The organism is Ureibacillus yapensis, assembly GCF_003515775.1.
Lineage (GTDB): Bacteria > Bacillota > Bacilli > Bacillales_A > Planococcaceae > Ureibacillus > Ureibacillus yapensis.
This window is the reverse complement of sequence record NZ_QWEI01000002.1, coordinates 445026-458411: the sequence shown is the minus strand read 5'-3', so window position 1 is coordinate 458411 and position 13386 is coordinate 445026. Positions and strand designations below refer to the sequence as shown.

15 protein-coding genes and 1 riboswitch are annotated in these 13386 nt (G+C 39.5%); of the genes, 12 read left to right on the top strand and 3 right to left on the bottom strand.

The genetic code is table 11. From position 1 onward, the window contains the following. Positions 1-7 precede the first annotated feature (7 nt). Genes D1B33_RS06980 through D1B33_RS06965 form a run of 4 tightly spaced genes read left to right on the top strand, consistent with a single transcriptional unit; the run spans position 8 to position 2229 of the window. The gene (locus D1B33_RS06980) at positions 8-577 is read left to right on the top strand and encodes a nicotinate-nucleotide adenylyltransferase (RefSeq protein WP_118875645.1); all 570 of its coding nucleotides are present in this window, start codon (positions 8-10) and stop codon (positions 575-577) included. Then, positions 567-1142 (top strand): bis(5'-nucleosyl)-tetraphosphatase (symmetrical) YqeK, encoded by a 576-nt coding sequence (gene yqeK, locus D1B33_RS06975; protein ID WP_118875786.1) that lies wholly within the window; start codon positions 567-569, stop codon positions 1140-1142. The genes D1B33_RS06980 and yqeK overlap by 11 nt, the downstream gene beginning before the upstream one ends. Further along, positions 1139-1486, top strand: a complete 348-nt coding sequence (rsfS, locus tag D1B33_RS06970) for a ribosome silencing factor (protein WP_118875644.1) — start codon at positions 1139-1141, stop codon at positions 1484-1486. Before yqeK ends, rsfS begins: the two co-directional genes overlap by 4 nt. Beyond that, the gene (locus D1B33_RS06965; protein ID WP_118875785.1) at positions 1486-2229 is read left to right on the top strand and encodes a class I SAM-dependent DNA methyltransferase; all 744 of its coding nucleotides are present in this window, start codon (positions 1486-1488) and stop codon (positions 2227-2229) included. Before rsfS ends, D1B33_RS06965 begins: the two co-directional genes overlap by 1 nt. Before the next feature lie 54 nt (positions 2230-2283). On the opposite strand, the gene D1B33_RS06960 is transcribed toward D1B33_RS06965, so the two are convergent. Further along, on the bottom strand, positions 2284-3156 hold the full coding sequence (locus D1B33_RS06960; RefSeq protein ID WP_118875643.1) for an amidase: 873 nt from the start codon (positions 3154-3156) through the stop codon (positions 2284-2286). A gap of 44 nt (positions 3157-3200) precedes the next feature. Next, a riboswitch (cyclic di-GMP riboswitch) is annotated at positions 3201-3290 on the bottom strand. A gap of 237 nt (positions 3291-3527) precedes the next feature. Here D1B33_RS06960 and D1B33_RS06955 point away from each other — a divergent pair. The 3 genes from D1B33_RS06955 (at position 3528) to D1B33_RS06945 (ending at position 7037) form a co-directional block, all read left to right on the top strand. Further along, positions 3528-4118 carry a helix-hairpin-helix domain-containing protein gene (locus D1B33_RS06955; protein ID WP_233549405.1) on the top strand — a complete coding sequence of 197 codons (591 nt, stop codon included), beginning with the start codon at positions 3528-3530 and terminating at the stop codon, positions 4116-4118. Between the two features lie 77 nt (positions 4119-4195). Next, positions 4196-4768: a ComE operon protein 2 gene (locus D1B33_RS06950; protein ID WP_118875641.1), complete on the top strand. Its 573-nt coding sequence runs from the start codon at positions 4196-4198 to the stop codon at positions 4766-4768. After that, on the top strand, positions 4752-7037 hold the full coding sequence (locus D1B33_RS06945; protein ID WP_118875640.1) for a DNA internalization-related competence protein ComEC/Rec2: 2286 nt from the start codon (positions 4752-4754) through the stop codon (positions 7035-7037). The genes D1B33_RS06950 and D1B33_RS06945 overlap by 17 nt, the downstream gene beginning before the upstream one ends. A gap of 147 nt (positions 7038-7184) precedes the next feature. Here D1B33_RS06945 and D1B33_RS06940 read toward each other — a convergent pair whose 3' ends face one another. After that, complete coding sequence (locus D1B33_RS06940) at positions 7185-7355, bottom strand: YqzM family protein (protein ID WP_118875639.1); 171 nt, start codon at positions 7353-7355, stop codon at positions 7185-7187. Between the two features lie 171 nt (positions 7356-7526). Between D1B33_RS06940 and holA the strand changes: the two genes are divergently transcribed. The 3 genes from holA to D1B33_RS06925 all read left to right on the top strand — a co-directional run bounded on the left by holA (position 7527) and on the right by D1B33_RS06925 (position 10700). Then, a complete protein-coding gene (holA, locus tag D1B33_RS06935; protein ID WP_118875638.1) occupies positions 7527-8537 on the top strand; it encodes a DNA polymerase III subunit delta in 1011 nt (336 codons plus the stop codon). A gap of 151 nt (positions 8538-8688) precedes the next feature. Then, positions 8689-9372, top strand: a complete 684-nt coding sequence (locus D1B33_RS06930; protein WP_118875637.1) for a hypothetical protein — start codon at positions 8689-8691, stop codon at positions 9370-9372. Further along, complete coding sequence (locus D1B33_RS06925; RefSeq protein ID WP_118875636.1) at positions 9369-10700, top strand: hypothetical protein; 1332 nt, start codon at positions 9369-9371, stop codon at positions 10698-10700. Before D1B33_RS06930 ends, D1B33_RS06925 begins: the two co-directional genes overlap by 4 nt. A 147-nt stretch (positions 10701-10847) precedes the next feature. Here D1B33_RS06925 and rpsT read toward each other — a convergent pair whose 3' ends face one another. Next, positions 10848-11099: a 30S ribosomal protein S20 gene (gene rpsT, locus D1B33_RS06920; RefSeq protein WP_118875635.1), complete on the bottom strand. Its 252-nt coding sequence runs from the start codon at positions 11097-11099 to the stop codon at positions 10848-10850. Positions 11100-11261: 162 nt separating this feature from the next. Between rpsT and gpr the strand changes: the two genes are divergently transcribed. Next, a complete protein-coding gene (gene gpr, locus D1B33_RS06915; RefSeq protein WP_118875634.1) occupies positions 11262-12290 on the top strand; it encodes a GPR endopeptidase in 1029 nt (342 codons plus the stop codon). Between the two features lie 48 nt (positions 12291-12338). Next, the gene (gene spoIIP / locus D1B33_RS06910) at positions 12339-13202 is read left to right on the top strand and encodes a stage II sporulation protein P (RefSeq protein WP_118875633.1); all 864 of its coding nucleotides are present in this window, start codon (positions 12339-12341) and stop codon (positions 13200-13202) included. The last annotated feature ends 184 nt before the right edge of the window (positions 13203-13386 follow it).

Sequence of the window (13386 nt, the reverse complement as noted above, 5' to 3'; positions counted from 1 at the left end):
GTTGGCAATGAAAAAAGTCGGCATCTTGGGAGGAACATTCAATCCTCCCCATATTGGGCACTTAATAATGGCAAATGAAGCCTACCATGCGCTTGAACTTGATGAAGTCCGTCTTATGCCAAACGCGATTGCCCCGCATAAACAATTGGCGGATGATGCATCCATGGAAGATCGTCTTCGAATGGTGGAAATAGCAACAAGCCCGCATGAACATCTAAAAGTAGAGCCGATCGAATTGGAGCTTGGTGGCGTATCCTATACATACCAGACTATGGTCGAGCTTATTGAGCGGGAACACGATGCGCAATTCTACTTTATCATCGGAGGCGATATGATTGATTCGCTCCATACGTGGCATAGAATTGATGAATTAGTGAACCTAGTACAATTTGTTGGTTTAAGAAGGCCGGGAACGGTAGGGGCTTCTACATATAATGTCAAAATAATCGAAGCGCCGGAAATAGATTTATCCTCCACATTCATAAGAACGCGATTGAAGTCTGGCGGTACGGTGCAATTTTTATTGCCGGAGGGCGTGGAAGGTTATGTTAGAAAGGTTGGTCTTTATGGAACGTGACGATTATTTATCCGCAATAAAACCGCGTATGCCTGAAAAACGATTTATTCATACTATCGGTGTAATGGAAACAGCCATCTCTTTGGCTGATATGTATGGAGAAAATCGCAAATCTGCTGAAACGGCGGCAATTTTGCATGATATTGCAAAATATGCCGATGAAGAATGGATGCGCACAATTGTCAAAGAACATGGGCTTGATGAACGGCTGGCTGATTGGGGATCCGAAATATTGCACGGACCGGTAGGAGCATGGATCGCAGAAACTGAATTTAATATTAGCAACGACGACATTTTAAAGGCAATTCGTTTCCATACTACAGGCAGGGCAGGCATGTCGAAATTGGAAAAGATTATTTTCGTTGCCGATATGATTGAACCGAACAGAAAATTCGACGGTGTGGAAAAACTTCGAGATGTTGCGAACAAAGATTTGGACTTGGCAATGAAGGAATGCATCTGTCATTCAATCCGTTATTTAGTCCAAACCGAACAGCCAATTTTCCCGGTTTCAATTGAGTGTTATAATCATGTAATTTATCTTAGAGAGGACAGTGAAGGATGACACAACCCTTATTGGAGATTGTTTATAAAGCATTGGATGATAAAAGAGCAGAGGATATTGTTGTATTGAACATGCAAAGTATTTCACTGCTTGCTGATTATTTTTTAATCTGCAATGGTAATTCGGATCGCCAGGCACAAGCCATTGCACGAGAAGTCCAGGAAAAAGCACAGGAAAACGGCTTTACAGTAAAACGTGTAGAGGGGTTTGACTCCGCTCGTTGGATTTTGGTTGACCTTGGTGATATCGTGGTTCACATCTTCCATAAAGATGAACGTGCATTTTATAATTTGGAACGTCTATGGGGAGATGCTCCTCAATTAGATTTACCGTCTGCAGAATGATGAATTCCAGCTACGAAAGATTTGCGAGCGTTTACGATGAGCTGATGCAGGACATTCCTTATGACCAATATGTTCAATGGGTAAAAAAGAATGCTCCTGCAAAGCAATTCCCAAAGCTCCTCGATATTGGGTGTGGCACAGGGACCCTCTCGTTGCTTTTCCATGAAGAAGGGTACGATGTAAGCGGCATTGATTTGTCCGAGGAGATGTTGGCGGTTGCTTATGAACGTATACAAGCAAAGGGCGCAGCCATTCCATTATTCGCCATGTCGATGGATGAGTTGGAAGGGTTTTCCGAGCTTGATATTGTGACTGTTCCTATTGATTCGATCAATTATTTGGCGCAGCAGGAAGCTGTCATCGAAACACTGAGGAGAATTTATGAAGCCTTGCGTGCAGGTGGACAATTATTTTTGGATGTTCATTCATTGTTTAAAATGGATGTCATTTTTTTGGAAAGTCCCTTCACCTACGATGATGGCGAAATTGCATATATCTGGCATACGGAGCCAGGCGAGTTCGACCATTCCATTTATCATATAATGACCTTCTTTGTAAAAGAGGAAAAAAGCGGTTTATTCGAACGATTTGATGAAGAGCATTTTCAAAGAACCTTTCCTGCTGGAGAGTATGTTGCTTGGCTGCAGGAAATCGGCTTTTCGAAAGTGGAAATAACGGCGGACTGGGAACAGAAAAGCCCAACTGAAGATAGTGAACGCATATTTATTCGAGCAATTAAATAGCAAAGCCGAAAAAGGGTAGTCCAGAAAGTTAAACTTTCAAGACTACCCTTTCAATTACGGTTTCATTTTCATCCAACTGTCAACATGGTGTACGGCAATGCCGTTAAAACTGGAGAAACTGGAATAATAGTTTTTAACCGCTTCAAGCTCCCCTTTCATATACGTTTCTCCTTCTTCAAAGAAGGAGATATTATTTCCTTCGTATGAAAAATCTGTCTCAACGCCGACGACTAGCGGCTTCGTATGCTTTTTTGCCATATTTATTTCATTTTTGACCAACTCGATTATTTGAGTGGCATTATCTCTATAGGCCATTATTGTTACACTGTTGGTATTGGCAATAACCCATTCAGCAAGAAGGCCTTTTCCATAATTGTTTTTATAGGATATGCCGTCGAACCAGAAGGGCATGTCAGCCTCAAGAGGTAGCCCCATTGCCTGCGTACTATTTTTGGCATTTAATAAAAGCGATTGATACGATTTAATGGTCTCGGCTTGATTTGTTGCCCAGCCACTGTATATATAAGGCTCAACATCGAGATGGACACCCTTGAATTTCTGGATAGCCGTTGATGCTTTTTGGTATTGATTCAGCCAAGTCATTAAACGGTTTTGGCCTGTGGATCCATTCGGTGCCACCCACTGAGGGGAACCATCCAGAGCATACACCTGAATTCCCTTTGCTGAAGCTTTTTCTATAAAACTGCGGTAAACCCCCATCGAAATGTCTTGGTCAATTTGAAGATACACTTTGTTCAGCGATTTCTCTTCAAGAAAAGCGAGCACTTGCATTTCATTACTAACAATCGACCATAGATTCCAGAGCCAGGTTGCCTCGACTTCTTGTCCCAAAGCCAAAGCTTTGTTATTTGTACCTCCTGCAAGGAGTGTTGCAGCTAAAAGGACAGCGACAATCAATTTTTTCATTAGTATTTCCCCCATCCTGAAGACCGAATCTCACAGAATGAGAATCCGGCAACTTGACAACCATGCGTTGTTAAAAACGGTTAGGCTCAGAGCTTTGCGTCCTCCCCTTTCGGTGGAGTTTGCCTTTATCAGATTATTATTATTTTTTCATATTATATACGATTTTTATTTATTGCATTATATTTTTTAACAAAAAATAGTAAAAAGATATTAGAGAGTGTTCACAAAAATTCCTCTTTTTGTATGATAGAGTTTTATGTATATTTAAGATAAGCTCCATTTAATAGCCTCCCGAATCGAGGTGGCCTTTTATCCTTCAGCAAGTGATGAAGAAATATGGAAAAACAATACTTTTCCCCGGTGTTGTTTTGTTGATACTCCTATTTTTATTCTTTCAACAAGAATCTCCCTCTGATGAAGAAGTCTTTTCCATTGAAACTATTCCACAACAACCCAATGAACAAGTTAATAGTGAAACCGTAAGTGAATTAGCAGAAGAACCGGCAGTTAAAAAAATAATGGTTGATGTGAAAGGCGCGGTCCTTTATCCGGGCGTTTATGAGTTAACGACAGATCATCGAATCGTTGATGCCATCAAAGCTGCAGGCGGATATACGGAAGAAGCGCAAAATATGTCAATCAATCATGCTCAAAAACTTCAGGATGAGATGGCCATCTATGTTCCCAAAAAGGGGGAAGAGGCCGTTCCTATTCAAAATAACGGACAAGTCGTCACTGGAGCTGCCACAGCATCTGAATCCGGGAGTGAACAAGTGGATCTCAACCATGCCGAAGAAAGTGCATTAACAACGATTCCCGGCATTGGTCCGTCAAAAGCGCAAGCAATTATAGCCTACCGCGAGGAAAATGGCCAATTCAAAACGATTGAGGAGCTGAAAAACGTATCCGGAATTGGCGACAAGACATTTGAAAAACTAAAAGAACATATAACCGTCAAGTAAGAATCGTAGCTTATCGTACATTGCACAAAAAAGTATTTGCATCTAAACTAATAGTAATAAAATTTGGAGGTTATCATATGGAGCGAATTACATGGGACCAATTCTTCATGGCACAAAGCCATTTACTGGCGCTCAGAAGTACTTGTACAAGACTGGCGGTTGGCGCAACGATTGTACGTGAAAAAAGAATCATAGCCGGCGGTTATAATGGATCCATATCAGGTGATGAGCATTGTACTGAACAAGGGTGCTATGTGGTGGATAATCATTGTGTGCGCACAATACATGCCGAAACAAACGCCTTATTGCAATGTGCAAAATATGGAACGCCTGCAAAGGGTGCAGATATCTATGTTACTCATTTTCCTTGCTTGCCTTGTTCAAAAACAATCATTCAGGCAGGAATCAAGCAAGTCTATTACGCAAATGATTATAAAAACAGTGAATATGCAATGGAATTATTTAAAAAAGCGAATGTTGATGTTGTCAAGATTCCATTTGATGACGCAAAAATAGATTTCTTGAAAGATCAAAAGCTCCAATTAACGGTTGAGATGCTGGAGAAATTGAGAAATTTAGGTGCTTCCGATGCAGAATTAAGACCGTTTGAAGAGAAGGTGAAAGAATTATTTGATGTCGTTCAAGCATAAATGGATTTTTTATGCCTTGTCGATTCTGATTGCTTCACTTGCAGCTCATGAATCGATAAGGCTGATGATTTTGATCGTGCCAATACTTTTCCTTCTAAATCTGAAGAAGAGTGGAACCATTCATCTAATCCTCATCATAATCTTTTCAGTAAGTGCTTATTTTTACTTTGACCATACTATTATGAAAACCCAGGAACCCCTCAATTTTCCAGCGAAATTGGTGTGGACGGATGAATATAAAATAAGTGGCGACAAATTGCGCGGATTTATGAAAGACGAGAATGGCAGAAAGATTTATGTCGTGTATGAACTAAAATCCGAAGAAGAAAAAAATGCTTTTGCACAAGAATCATTGGTAGGCAAAAGCTATTTAACTACCGCAGAATTAGTTGAGCCTTCAGAACCAAATCATCCATATGCCTTTGACATGAAAAATTATTTAATGAGCAAAGGGGCAATCGGAATTGCCGAGGTACAGAATTGGCAATATGTCGGTACAAAAAACACGATCCCTCAAAAGATTTCCAAACAACGTTTTAGAATAAAAACCCATATTGAAGAAAAATTCCCATCATCCCTTGCTGCAGAAGCACAATCTTTGCTAATCGGTTTGCAGGAGAACGTAGATGAAGAGACAACCAGGGCCTATCAAACACTTGGAATTACACATTTGTTTGCGATATCGGGCTTGCATATAGCAATCATCGCGTTAATCATCTATCAAGGGCTGCTGCGGCTTCGCGTGCGTAAAGAGTTTGCCACAATTGTTCTGTTGGTTGCATTGCCGATTTATGCAGTGCTTGCCGGGGGTGCACCTTCCGTATGGCGATCCGTGCTGATTGTTGAAATCATGATGATCGGCAGGCTAAAGGGGAAAATATCCGCACATGATGCACTGGCAATCAGTTTTATCCTTTTTGTGTTTTTGGAACCTTGGTCCATCTATCAAGTTGGTTTTCAATTATCTTATTTAGCAACAATTAGCCTGATTTACTCGGGTCCACTCATTAGCAGATCATCTTCTTGGCTAATTCAATCTTTTCTGATTACATTTGTTTGCCAGCTGCTCGTTTATCCTCTTCTGCTTTACCACTTTTATGAAATCAGTCTTTCATCGTTTATTGTCAATATCTTCTTTGTCCCTCTTTTCTCGTTCATTATCTTGCCGATAAATATGATTCTTCTTGCAGCTTCGTATTTGCCTACTGCCGTGCCGGAGATTCTTTTTCAAATTTATGAGCCAGCACGAGCCATCTTAACTAAAATAATCGATTTATTGCAGAGCATTCCTTATCAAATGTGGAATCCAGGGAAGCCGTCCATTTATTTGGCTCTATTTGCATTTATTTGTGTTCTGTTGACTTTTTATTTGCTGGATAGTAAAGCCAGGCTATGGAAAGTTTGTTTGTCGCTTTTTATTCCAATTGTCATCCTCCAAACAGCAGGGAAAATTACCGATGATTTAATCATTACTTTTGTCAATGTAGGTCAGGGGGATTGCGTTGTCATCGAATTACCGTACAAAGAAGAGGTTTATATGATTGATACGGGTGGGTTTCTGAGATTTGAACAAGAGAAATGGAAGGAAAAAAGCGCTGTTTTCGAAGTGGGCAGGGATATTGTTGTGCCATTTTTGAAAGGAAAGGGAATTCAAAAGATCGATAAATTAATTCTTACCCATGCCGATAGCGACCATATGGAAGGGGCTGAAGAAATATTGCAAGAGATCCCCGTGAATGAAATACATGTATCGCCAAATTCTATTTTAAAAGGGAACATGTCGGATTTGCTAAAAGAAGCAATGCAGCAAAAAATCCCGGTGAAAGAACAAATCGGAAATGCCCAATGGAAGAATGGCGACATCATCTTTCATTATTTATGGCCAAATGATACAAATTATGAAGGGAACGATGATTCACTGGTTCTAAATGTAGCAAAAGGGGAATTTGAAGCATTGTTTATGGGCGATGTAGAAGAACAAGGGGAAAAACAAATTCTAAAGCAGTATCCTGATTTGGAAAAAATCGATTTATTAAAGGCGGGGCACCATGGCAGCAAAACTTCAAGCAGCGAAGGTTTTATCGAAAAAATGCAACCTGCATTGACTGTTTTCAGCGCAGGAAAAAATAACCGGTACGGCCATCCCCATAAGGAAGTGGTTGAACGTTTTGAAAAATTGGGGTTGCCAACAATCGGTACTTTTGAAAAAGGAACGATTGAAATCCGGGTTGATGAAAATAAAATGAAAGTTTTATCAGGTTTAAACTAATAAAAAAAGGGAACCTCTAATATGTTTGAGATTCCTTTTTTTCTGTCTAGCGCAAGCCGCCCAGCCCGATCTGAGTCGCGGTCTGCTGCTGTCGCTTCGCTTTCGCGCAAAAAACATCTGCCACTCGGTCGAAAGCTTCTTGAGCAACTAGTGTGAAGCTGTTACATCAATGATTGTGGCGATAATAAACATAATTGTAAAAAATAAGAACGAAACGCCAAATCCTACACCAGCGTCAATTGCCTGGTTACGCATAGATGCGCCATTTTTGCCTTCAAAAGGATTGTGTGTTACGACGTTTTCATCATGTGATGACATACTTATCCCTCCTACTCACACTCAATTATAAGTGAATCTATGATAAAAATCTATATGGAATCAAGAAAATTCTACCAACTAGTATTTGGTTGTTGGAAATGTTTTATACGAAGGCCATATGTTATAAAAATGTGTATACTAAAAGTATGTGAAGTGGCAGGAGGATACAGTATGTTTACAAAAGTTTGGAAAGAGATCAAAAATGGGCGGGTTGCGCCAGTGTATCTCATTTATGGACAAGAATCGTATTTTATCGATGAAACCATCAACCGCATCAAAGCGACATTAAATTCTACGGAAGAAACGGAAGTAAGAGTGTTTGATATGGAAGAATCTCCAGTAGATGCCGTAATCGATGAGGCGGACACATTTCCTTTTTTTTCGGAAAAAAAATTAGTGATCGCCAAAAATGCCTATTTTTTAAAAGCTGCCGAAAAAGGAAAAGAGAAAATCGATCATAATGTCAAGCGATTGGAAAATTGGCTGGCCAATCCATCCGATTTTTGCGTGACCGTTTTTATAGCGCCTTATGAAAAGCTGGACGAACGCAAGAAAATTACAAAAACAATGAAAGATAAAAGCGTTGTGCTATTTGCGGAAACTCCAAAGGAAAATGATTTAGCAACCTGGGTTAAGAGTGAGGTCGCAAATTTTGAAAAAAGCATTTCTGACGAAGCAGTAGATAAGCTTATTGAAATGGTTGGCTTGGATATGCTGAAGCTTCAAATGGAAATTGAAAAAATGGCATTGTATCTAGGAGAAGAAAAACAAATCACAATGGAGTTAGTAGAGGATTTGGTAGCGAAAACATTGGAGCATGATGCTTTTAAAATGCTGAATGCTTATCTGGCCAACAATAGGGTAGAAGCGTTGGAGATCTATCATGATTTGCTGCGGCAAAAAGAAGAGCCTATCATGCTTGTCGGTTTATTGGCTTCCAATATCCGTACAATGAACAACGTCTTTTATTTGCAGAAAAAGGGATATCACCCCAATCAAATCTCAAAGCAGCTTAAAATTCATCCATATCGTGTAAAATTAATGCTCGAAAACCGCCACCGCCCAAGTGAAGAGCGATTATTGAAGGCGCTGCATCAACTCGCCGACATTGATAAAAAATTAAAATCATTGAGCGGCAATCGGGAGCGGTATTTGGAAATGTTTCTTTTGAAGGGATTATAAACCAGGAGGAGCATTTCATACCTTTCATTTATATTAGATTACAATATCTGTTATATTAATAATAAGCTTATTAACTTTCTTTTTTGCACAAGAACTTGCGACAGGGTTAAAGATAGGCAAATCAATATTTTTATTGGAGAAAGGAATACATATGGACTATCAATTCAGATTTTGGCATTCGTTATTAAATCCAAGTAAACTAGCCTTTGTACTAGACCAAGAAGAATATACATTGAAAGGATATCGGAGCCGTTTGTTTTTGATTTTTGGCTTCACTATCCTCTTGTATATTTTAAGGGATGTCTGGGGAATGGGTACGGCGGGGCTGACCTATTTAAATGCAGCCAATTTGCAAGAAGAATATATCATAAGCAGGTATATGTCCCTGATTGGGGCAGCGTTACTGGGACTGTTGTGGTTCCTGTTTCACTATTATCTCATTCCGTTTTGCTTATCTATTTTGACGGATTTATCTTTTAAAGCCATCTCAAAGATTCAAATCTTTGTAATTGCTAGTATCTTAGTAGAGAAATTAATTGTTTTTATTGTATTTACAATGGTTGGCTATACTGCCCAGACTTCTTTTCTATCATTGGGACCTATTAGTGCTTACTTCATTGAGGATAGTTTTTTCAATTATTTCTTCAACCAACTGACAATCGCAACAGCTGCAACCGTCGTGATACAATATCTGTTTCTTTCTAAATGGGAAGAGGATAGCAAAGGGTTGCTTTTGGCAAAAATTATTGCAGTTCAAATTTTCTTTGCACTGGTTACAGCAGGAATAAGTATATTGCCTCTCTATGATTATTTTTCTAAGGTGGTAGGGTTATGAATCGAAAATTGAAAATTTGGGTTGGACTAGGCGGCATTCTGTTGGCCGCATTAATTATTGTCAATTGTGTGCTTATTTTTAAAGAAGATAGTAAAATTGCTCGTTCCTACTATATCTCGGATTATGAAAGGTTAAATGCAGGCCACCAGAAAGCATATCTTGAGAAGAAAGCAATCATCGTGCCGGAAGAGGAAATACGTATCGCAGTGGATGCGGAAGCTTTGTCCGAAATTTCAGTAAGGCAAGGCCAAGCCGTTGGTATCAGTGACGAAATTGCTGTCTATAAAACAGAGCAGGCGGAACAAGAGCAGTCCAGGCTGCAATCGGAATTGACTGCTTATGAAGAAGAATTAGCAACTTTGGAAGGCATTTTGTCGGCAGTGCAATCAAATTCGACCGACAGCCCACTCACAACCATCGATTCACAGCAAATTGATGAACAATTGTCCGTTGTAGTCGAGACGGAAATTTCTCAAGGATCTCCAACAGGAGCAATTGCCACAGTAGAGCAACGAATAGCAGAAGTGGAAAGAAATATTGAAATTTTATCTAGCCAAGTCTCCAATTTAAGCTTCTCGAATGTCCTATCAAGTCCTGTTGATGGGGTCATTGGAAAGATTGTTGAAGATGGCGGAACGGTGACATTTATTCTTTATACATCGGAAAAAAACTTCCTAGCCTATATCTCTGAAGAAGAGTGGGAACAAGTGGAAGAGAATCAGCTGGCGGAACTGGACCAGTCATTGTTTGAAGGAGAAGAAGCACTCGAGGGAGAAAGTGATTCTATCGAAACAAACGTAAACAGCTCAGGAGAAATAATGGGAACGGTTGTTGAAAAACAATCCATTCCGGCAAATAATTCTTCCGTATGGTTCAATGAAATGCAAAAAGTCGAGGAGCTGCCGCAGCCAACTTCTTTTGAAGTCCGAATTGATGTTGATGGTTTTATTCAAAATAAACCGTATGCAAGTTTAACGAAAACAAAAATCATTTTAAATGAAGCGCTAAATGCCTATAGAGTAAACAGCGAAATCGTCTTGACAAAAGAAGTAGTCGTGGATGAAGAAAATGGTGAAACCGTAGAAGAAACGTTTGTTTATACTATTGGCGAAGATGGCAGAATTGAACTTACGCAAGTGGATTTGGCATTCGAAGATAAGGGAGATACAATTTTCACGAGCAACTTTGCTGACGGCAGAATTATTTTGCATGATAAGGATTATCAGTATTTGTCTCAAGCCTTTTTCCCGATGCCGATGGAACTGCCAAATAAAGCAACTTTACAAACGCTAAATTGGAAAGAGTATTTCGAATATCTGATCTTCTAAAAACCAATCCCGGGAGTGTCTCCGGGGTTGGTTTTTATATAAGGAGGTGCAGGCATTCGGGAGTTGCGGTTAGCGGCCTGCATTCTTTGAAAAGAAAAAGAGGTTTTCCTCATCGATAGTTGATGATGGAAAACCTCTTTTAACATATTAGTTAGCTTTTTTAGCTAAACGTGATTTTTTACGAGCCGCAGCGTTTTTGTGGATAAGACCTTTAGAAGCTGCAGTATCAAGAGCTTTGCTAGCTGCTACTACTAATTCATTAGCGTTTTCAGCGTTGTTTGCAATCGCTTGTTCCGCTTTTTTAACTGTAGTACGCATTGCAGATTTAGCTTGAGAGTTCGCAAGGTTAGCTTTTTCAGCAACTTTAACACGTTTAATTGCAGATTTAATGTTTGGCATATCTTTCACCTCCTAGAAAGGTATCGAGATGTTATCTTCTCACTATTTCATGTGTCAATACAACAAAAATCATTCTACCAAACTGCAGAGTTAATTGCAATAGTTAAATGCAAAGAATATTTACTTGACAGTTTGACCACCATATAAATGAGGTGATTATTAATGACAGAAGTAAACTGGAGCAGAACCGATTTAATTGATGAATCGACCGAAGTAGTTGAACATAGGACCAAACACCAGAAAGAAAAATTAGAGCACACGGGCGGTGTGTCCATCAAGGAATTTGTAGATGGCCGTGTGAAAGTGACAAAAGTAATTGTGGATCAAAACGGTCAAGAACAAATCGGAAAAAAGGAAGGAACATATATTACCCTTTCCGTGCCTACTCTAACGGTAGATGACCATAATGGGTTTGAACAGCTGGAAAAGTCATTCGTCAAATATTTGGATGATATTCACAAAGATATTGAAATTACAAAAGACAGTAAAGTTCTTGTCGTTGGATTGGGAAATAAAACCATAACTCCGGATGCAGTCGGACCTTTTGCTATTGATTCGATGCAAAATGAACAGCTTGATAATCCGAGTGATCATTTTGTAATGTATGCTCCTGGCGTAACAGGACAAACAGGATTCGAAACTAGTGATTTTATAGGGGCACTAACTGAAAGAATTAAACCTTCCCTGGTTCTGGTCATTGATGCACTGGCGACAAGAGGAAGTACAAGATTGTGCAAGACAATTCAAATTACGGATACTGGAATTCACCCAGGATCTGGTGTTGGCAACCAGCGTACCGAAGTATCCAAAGAGGTAATGGGGGTCCCTGTAACGGCGATTGGGATACCTACGGTTGTAGATTCGACCGTCATCATTGCAGATGCAATCGAAAATGTATTTCGGTCGATTGCAGCCAGGATTGAAGAAAAAGGGAAGCCATCTGGCAAGCTATCCGTCTCTTCTTATACACCCGATCCAGATAAGCGCGTGGATCTGAACTTAATAAAACCAATTTTTGGTGAATGGTCAACGTGGTCACCGGAAGATCGTCTGCAATTATTTGAAGAAGTATTTTCAACGAAACCGGAAAGGTTGATTGTCACACCGAAAGAAGTAGATGTTTGGGTTACCAAATACGCCATTTTAATCAGTAAGTGTCTTTATAAATGGATGGATCATAAAGTCAAATAGTTCTAAAAAGACCTCTCTTTCCATATCGTAGTGGAAGGAGAGGATGCCATGTTCAAAAAATTAAAAGTGCTATCAGTTTTTCTATTCTTCTTTTTTATGTTGCCAATTATTACAGGACTATTGCCTTTTCCGAACAACGAAAAATATAAACCTCCGATGGCAGAAGAAAAGCAAGTAGTCTACGCTTCAACAGATGTCAAATCCTCGGAAAAAGCTTCTCCGGAAGTGTCGGCTACAGAGGTGACAGCTACGGATGTGGCCCCGGCAATGGATTCATTTGATGTGATGTTTGTATTTACGCATTCTCACGAAACCTACAAACCGTTTATCGAAAATGCAAATGGGACGGTCGAGGTCTACGATGATCAAACCAATTTGTTTTCCATGCAAAAGACAATGGAAGATTATTTCCGTTTAAACGGGTTGAATGCGAAAACGCTTGATGTGGATGTTATGACATTGAATAAACAAAATGGATTAACCATCAATGCGTCCTACGATACTGTTAGGCCCTACTTGAAAAAAGAGCTTGAGCAAAACCGCTATGATTTAATCCTGGATATTCACCGCGATTCCCTGAAGGCAAACAATACCACAATTGCACATAAGAATGTAAACTACGCGAAAGTTGCTTTTGTAATCGGGGCCGAAAATCCGAATTATAAAGCGAATCTATCCTATGCAAACGAAATTAGCCAATCATTGAACAAAATCATTCCCAACCTATCCAGAGGGATTATCGAAAAGCAGGGTAAAGGGGTAGATGGTGTATATAACCAAGATTTGTCCGACAATCTTTTGTTGATTGAGGTGGGAGGAATCGATAACACCGAAGATGAGGTTTATCGGACAATCGCCGTGCTGGCTCAAGCCATTTCAAAAACCTACGTGAAAAAAGAGGAAAATCTCTAACTTAACTTCTCAATGAAGACATTCGAACAATGAATCTGAAGATTTTATGTTTTTTCTCGCCTACATCATTGCTAAAGTTGTTGTTACACTGCTATAATTCAAATAAGTTTAGCCTTTTTTCAAAGGAAATGAAGTATAGAAGAACTTTTAGGTTACCAAACTTTCAGTAGAAACATGTGATGAA

Coding starts and splice junctions, on each gene's coding strand:
- D1B33_RS06980 (WP_118875645.1), top strand. CDS start 8: ATGAAAAAAGTCGGCATCTTGGGAGGAACATTCAATCCTCCCCATATT.
- yqeK (WP_118875786.1), top strand. CDS start 567: ATGGAACGTGACGATTATTTATCCGCAATAAAACCGCGTATGCCTGAA.
- rsfS (WP_118875644.1), top strand. CDS start 1,139: ATGACACAACCCTTATTGGAGATTGTTTATAAAGCATTGGATGATAAA.
- D1B33_RS06965 (WP_118875785.1), top strand. CDS start 1,486: ATGAATTCCAGCTACGAAAGATTTGCGAGCGTTTACGATGAGCTGATG.
- D1B33_RS06960 (WP_118875643.1), bottom strand. CDS start 3,156: ATGAAAAAATTGATTGTCGCTGTCCTTTTAGCTGCAACACTCCTTGCA.
- D1B33_RS06950 (WP_118875641.1), top strand. CDS start 4,196: ATGGAGCGAATTACATGGGACCAATTCTTCATGGCACAAAGCCATTTA.
- D1B33_RS06945 (WP_118875640.1), top strand. CDS start 4,752: ATGTCGTTCAAGCATAAATGGATTTTTTATGCCTTGTCGATTCTGATT.
- D1B33_RS06940 (WP_118875639.1), bottom strand. CDS start 7,355: ATGTCATCACATGATGAAAACGTCGTAACACACAATCCTTTTGAAGGC.
- holA (WP_118875638.1), top strand. CDS start 7,527: ATGTTTACAAAAGTTTGGAAAGAGATCAAAAATGGGCGGGTTGCGCCA.
- D1B33_RS06930 (WP_118875637.1), top strand. CDS start 8,689: ATGGACTATCAATTCAGATTTTGGCATTCGTTATTAAATCCAAGTAAA.
- D1B33_RS06925 (WP_118875636.1), top strand. CDS start 9,369: ATGAATCGAAAATTGAAAATTTGGGTTGGACTAGGCGGCATTCTGTTG.
- rpsT (WP_118875635.1), bottom strand. CDS start 11,099: ATGCCAAACATTAAATCTGCAATTAAACGTGTTAAAGTTGCTGAAAAA.
- gpr (WP_118875634.1), top strand. CDS start 11,262: ATGACAGAAGTAAACTGGAGCAGAACCGATTTAATTGATGAATCGACC.
- spoIIP (WP_118875633.1), top strand. CDS start 12,339: ATGTTCAAAAAATTAAAAGTGCTATCAGTTTTTCTATTCTTCTTTTTT.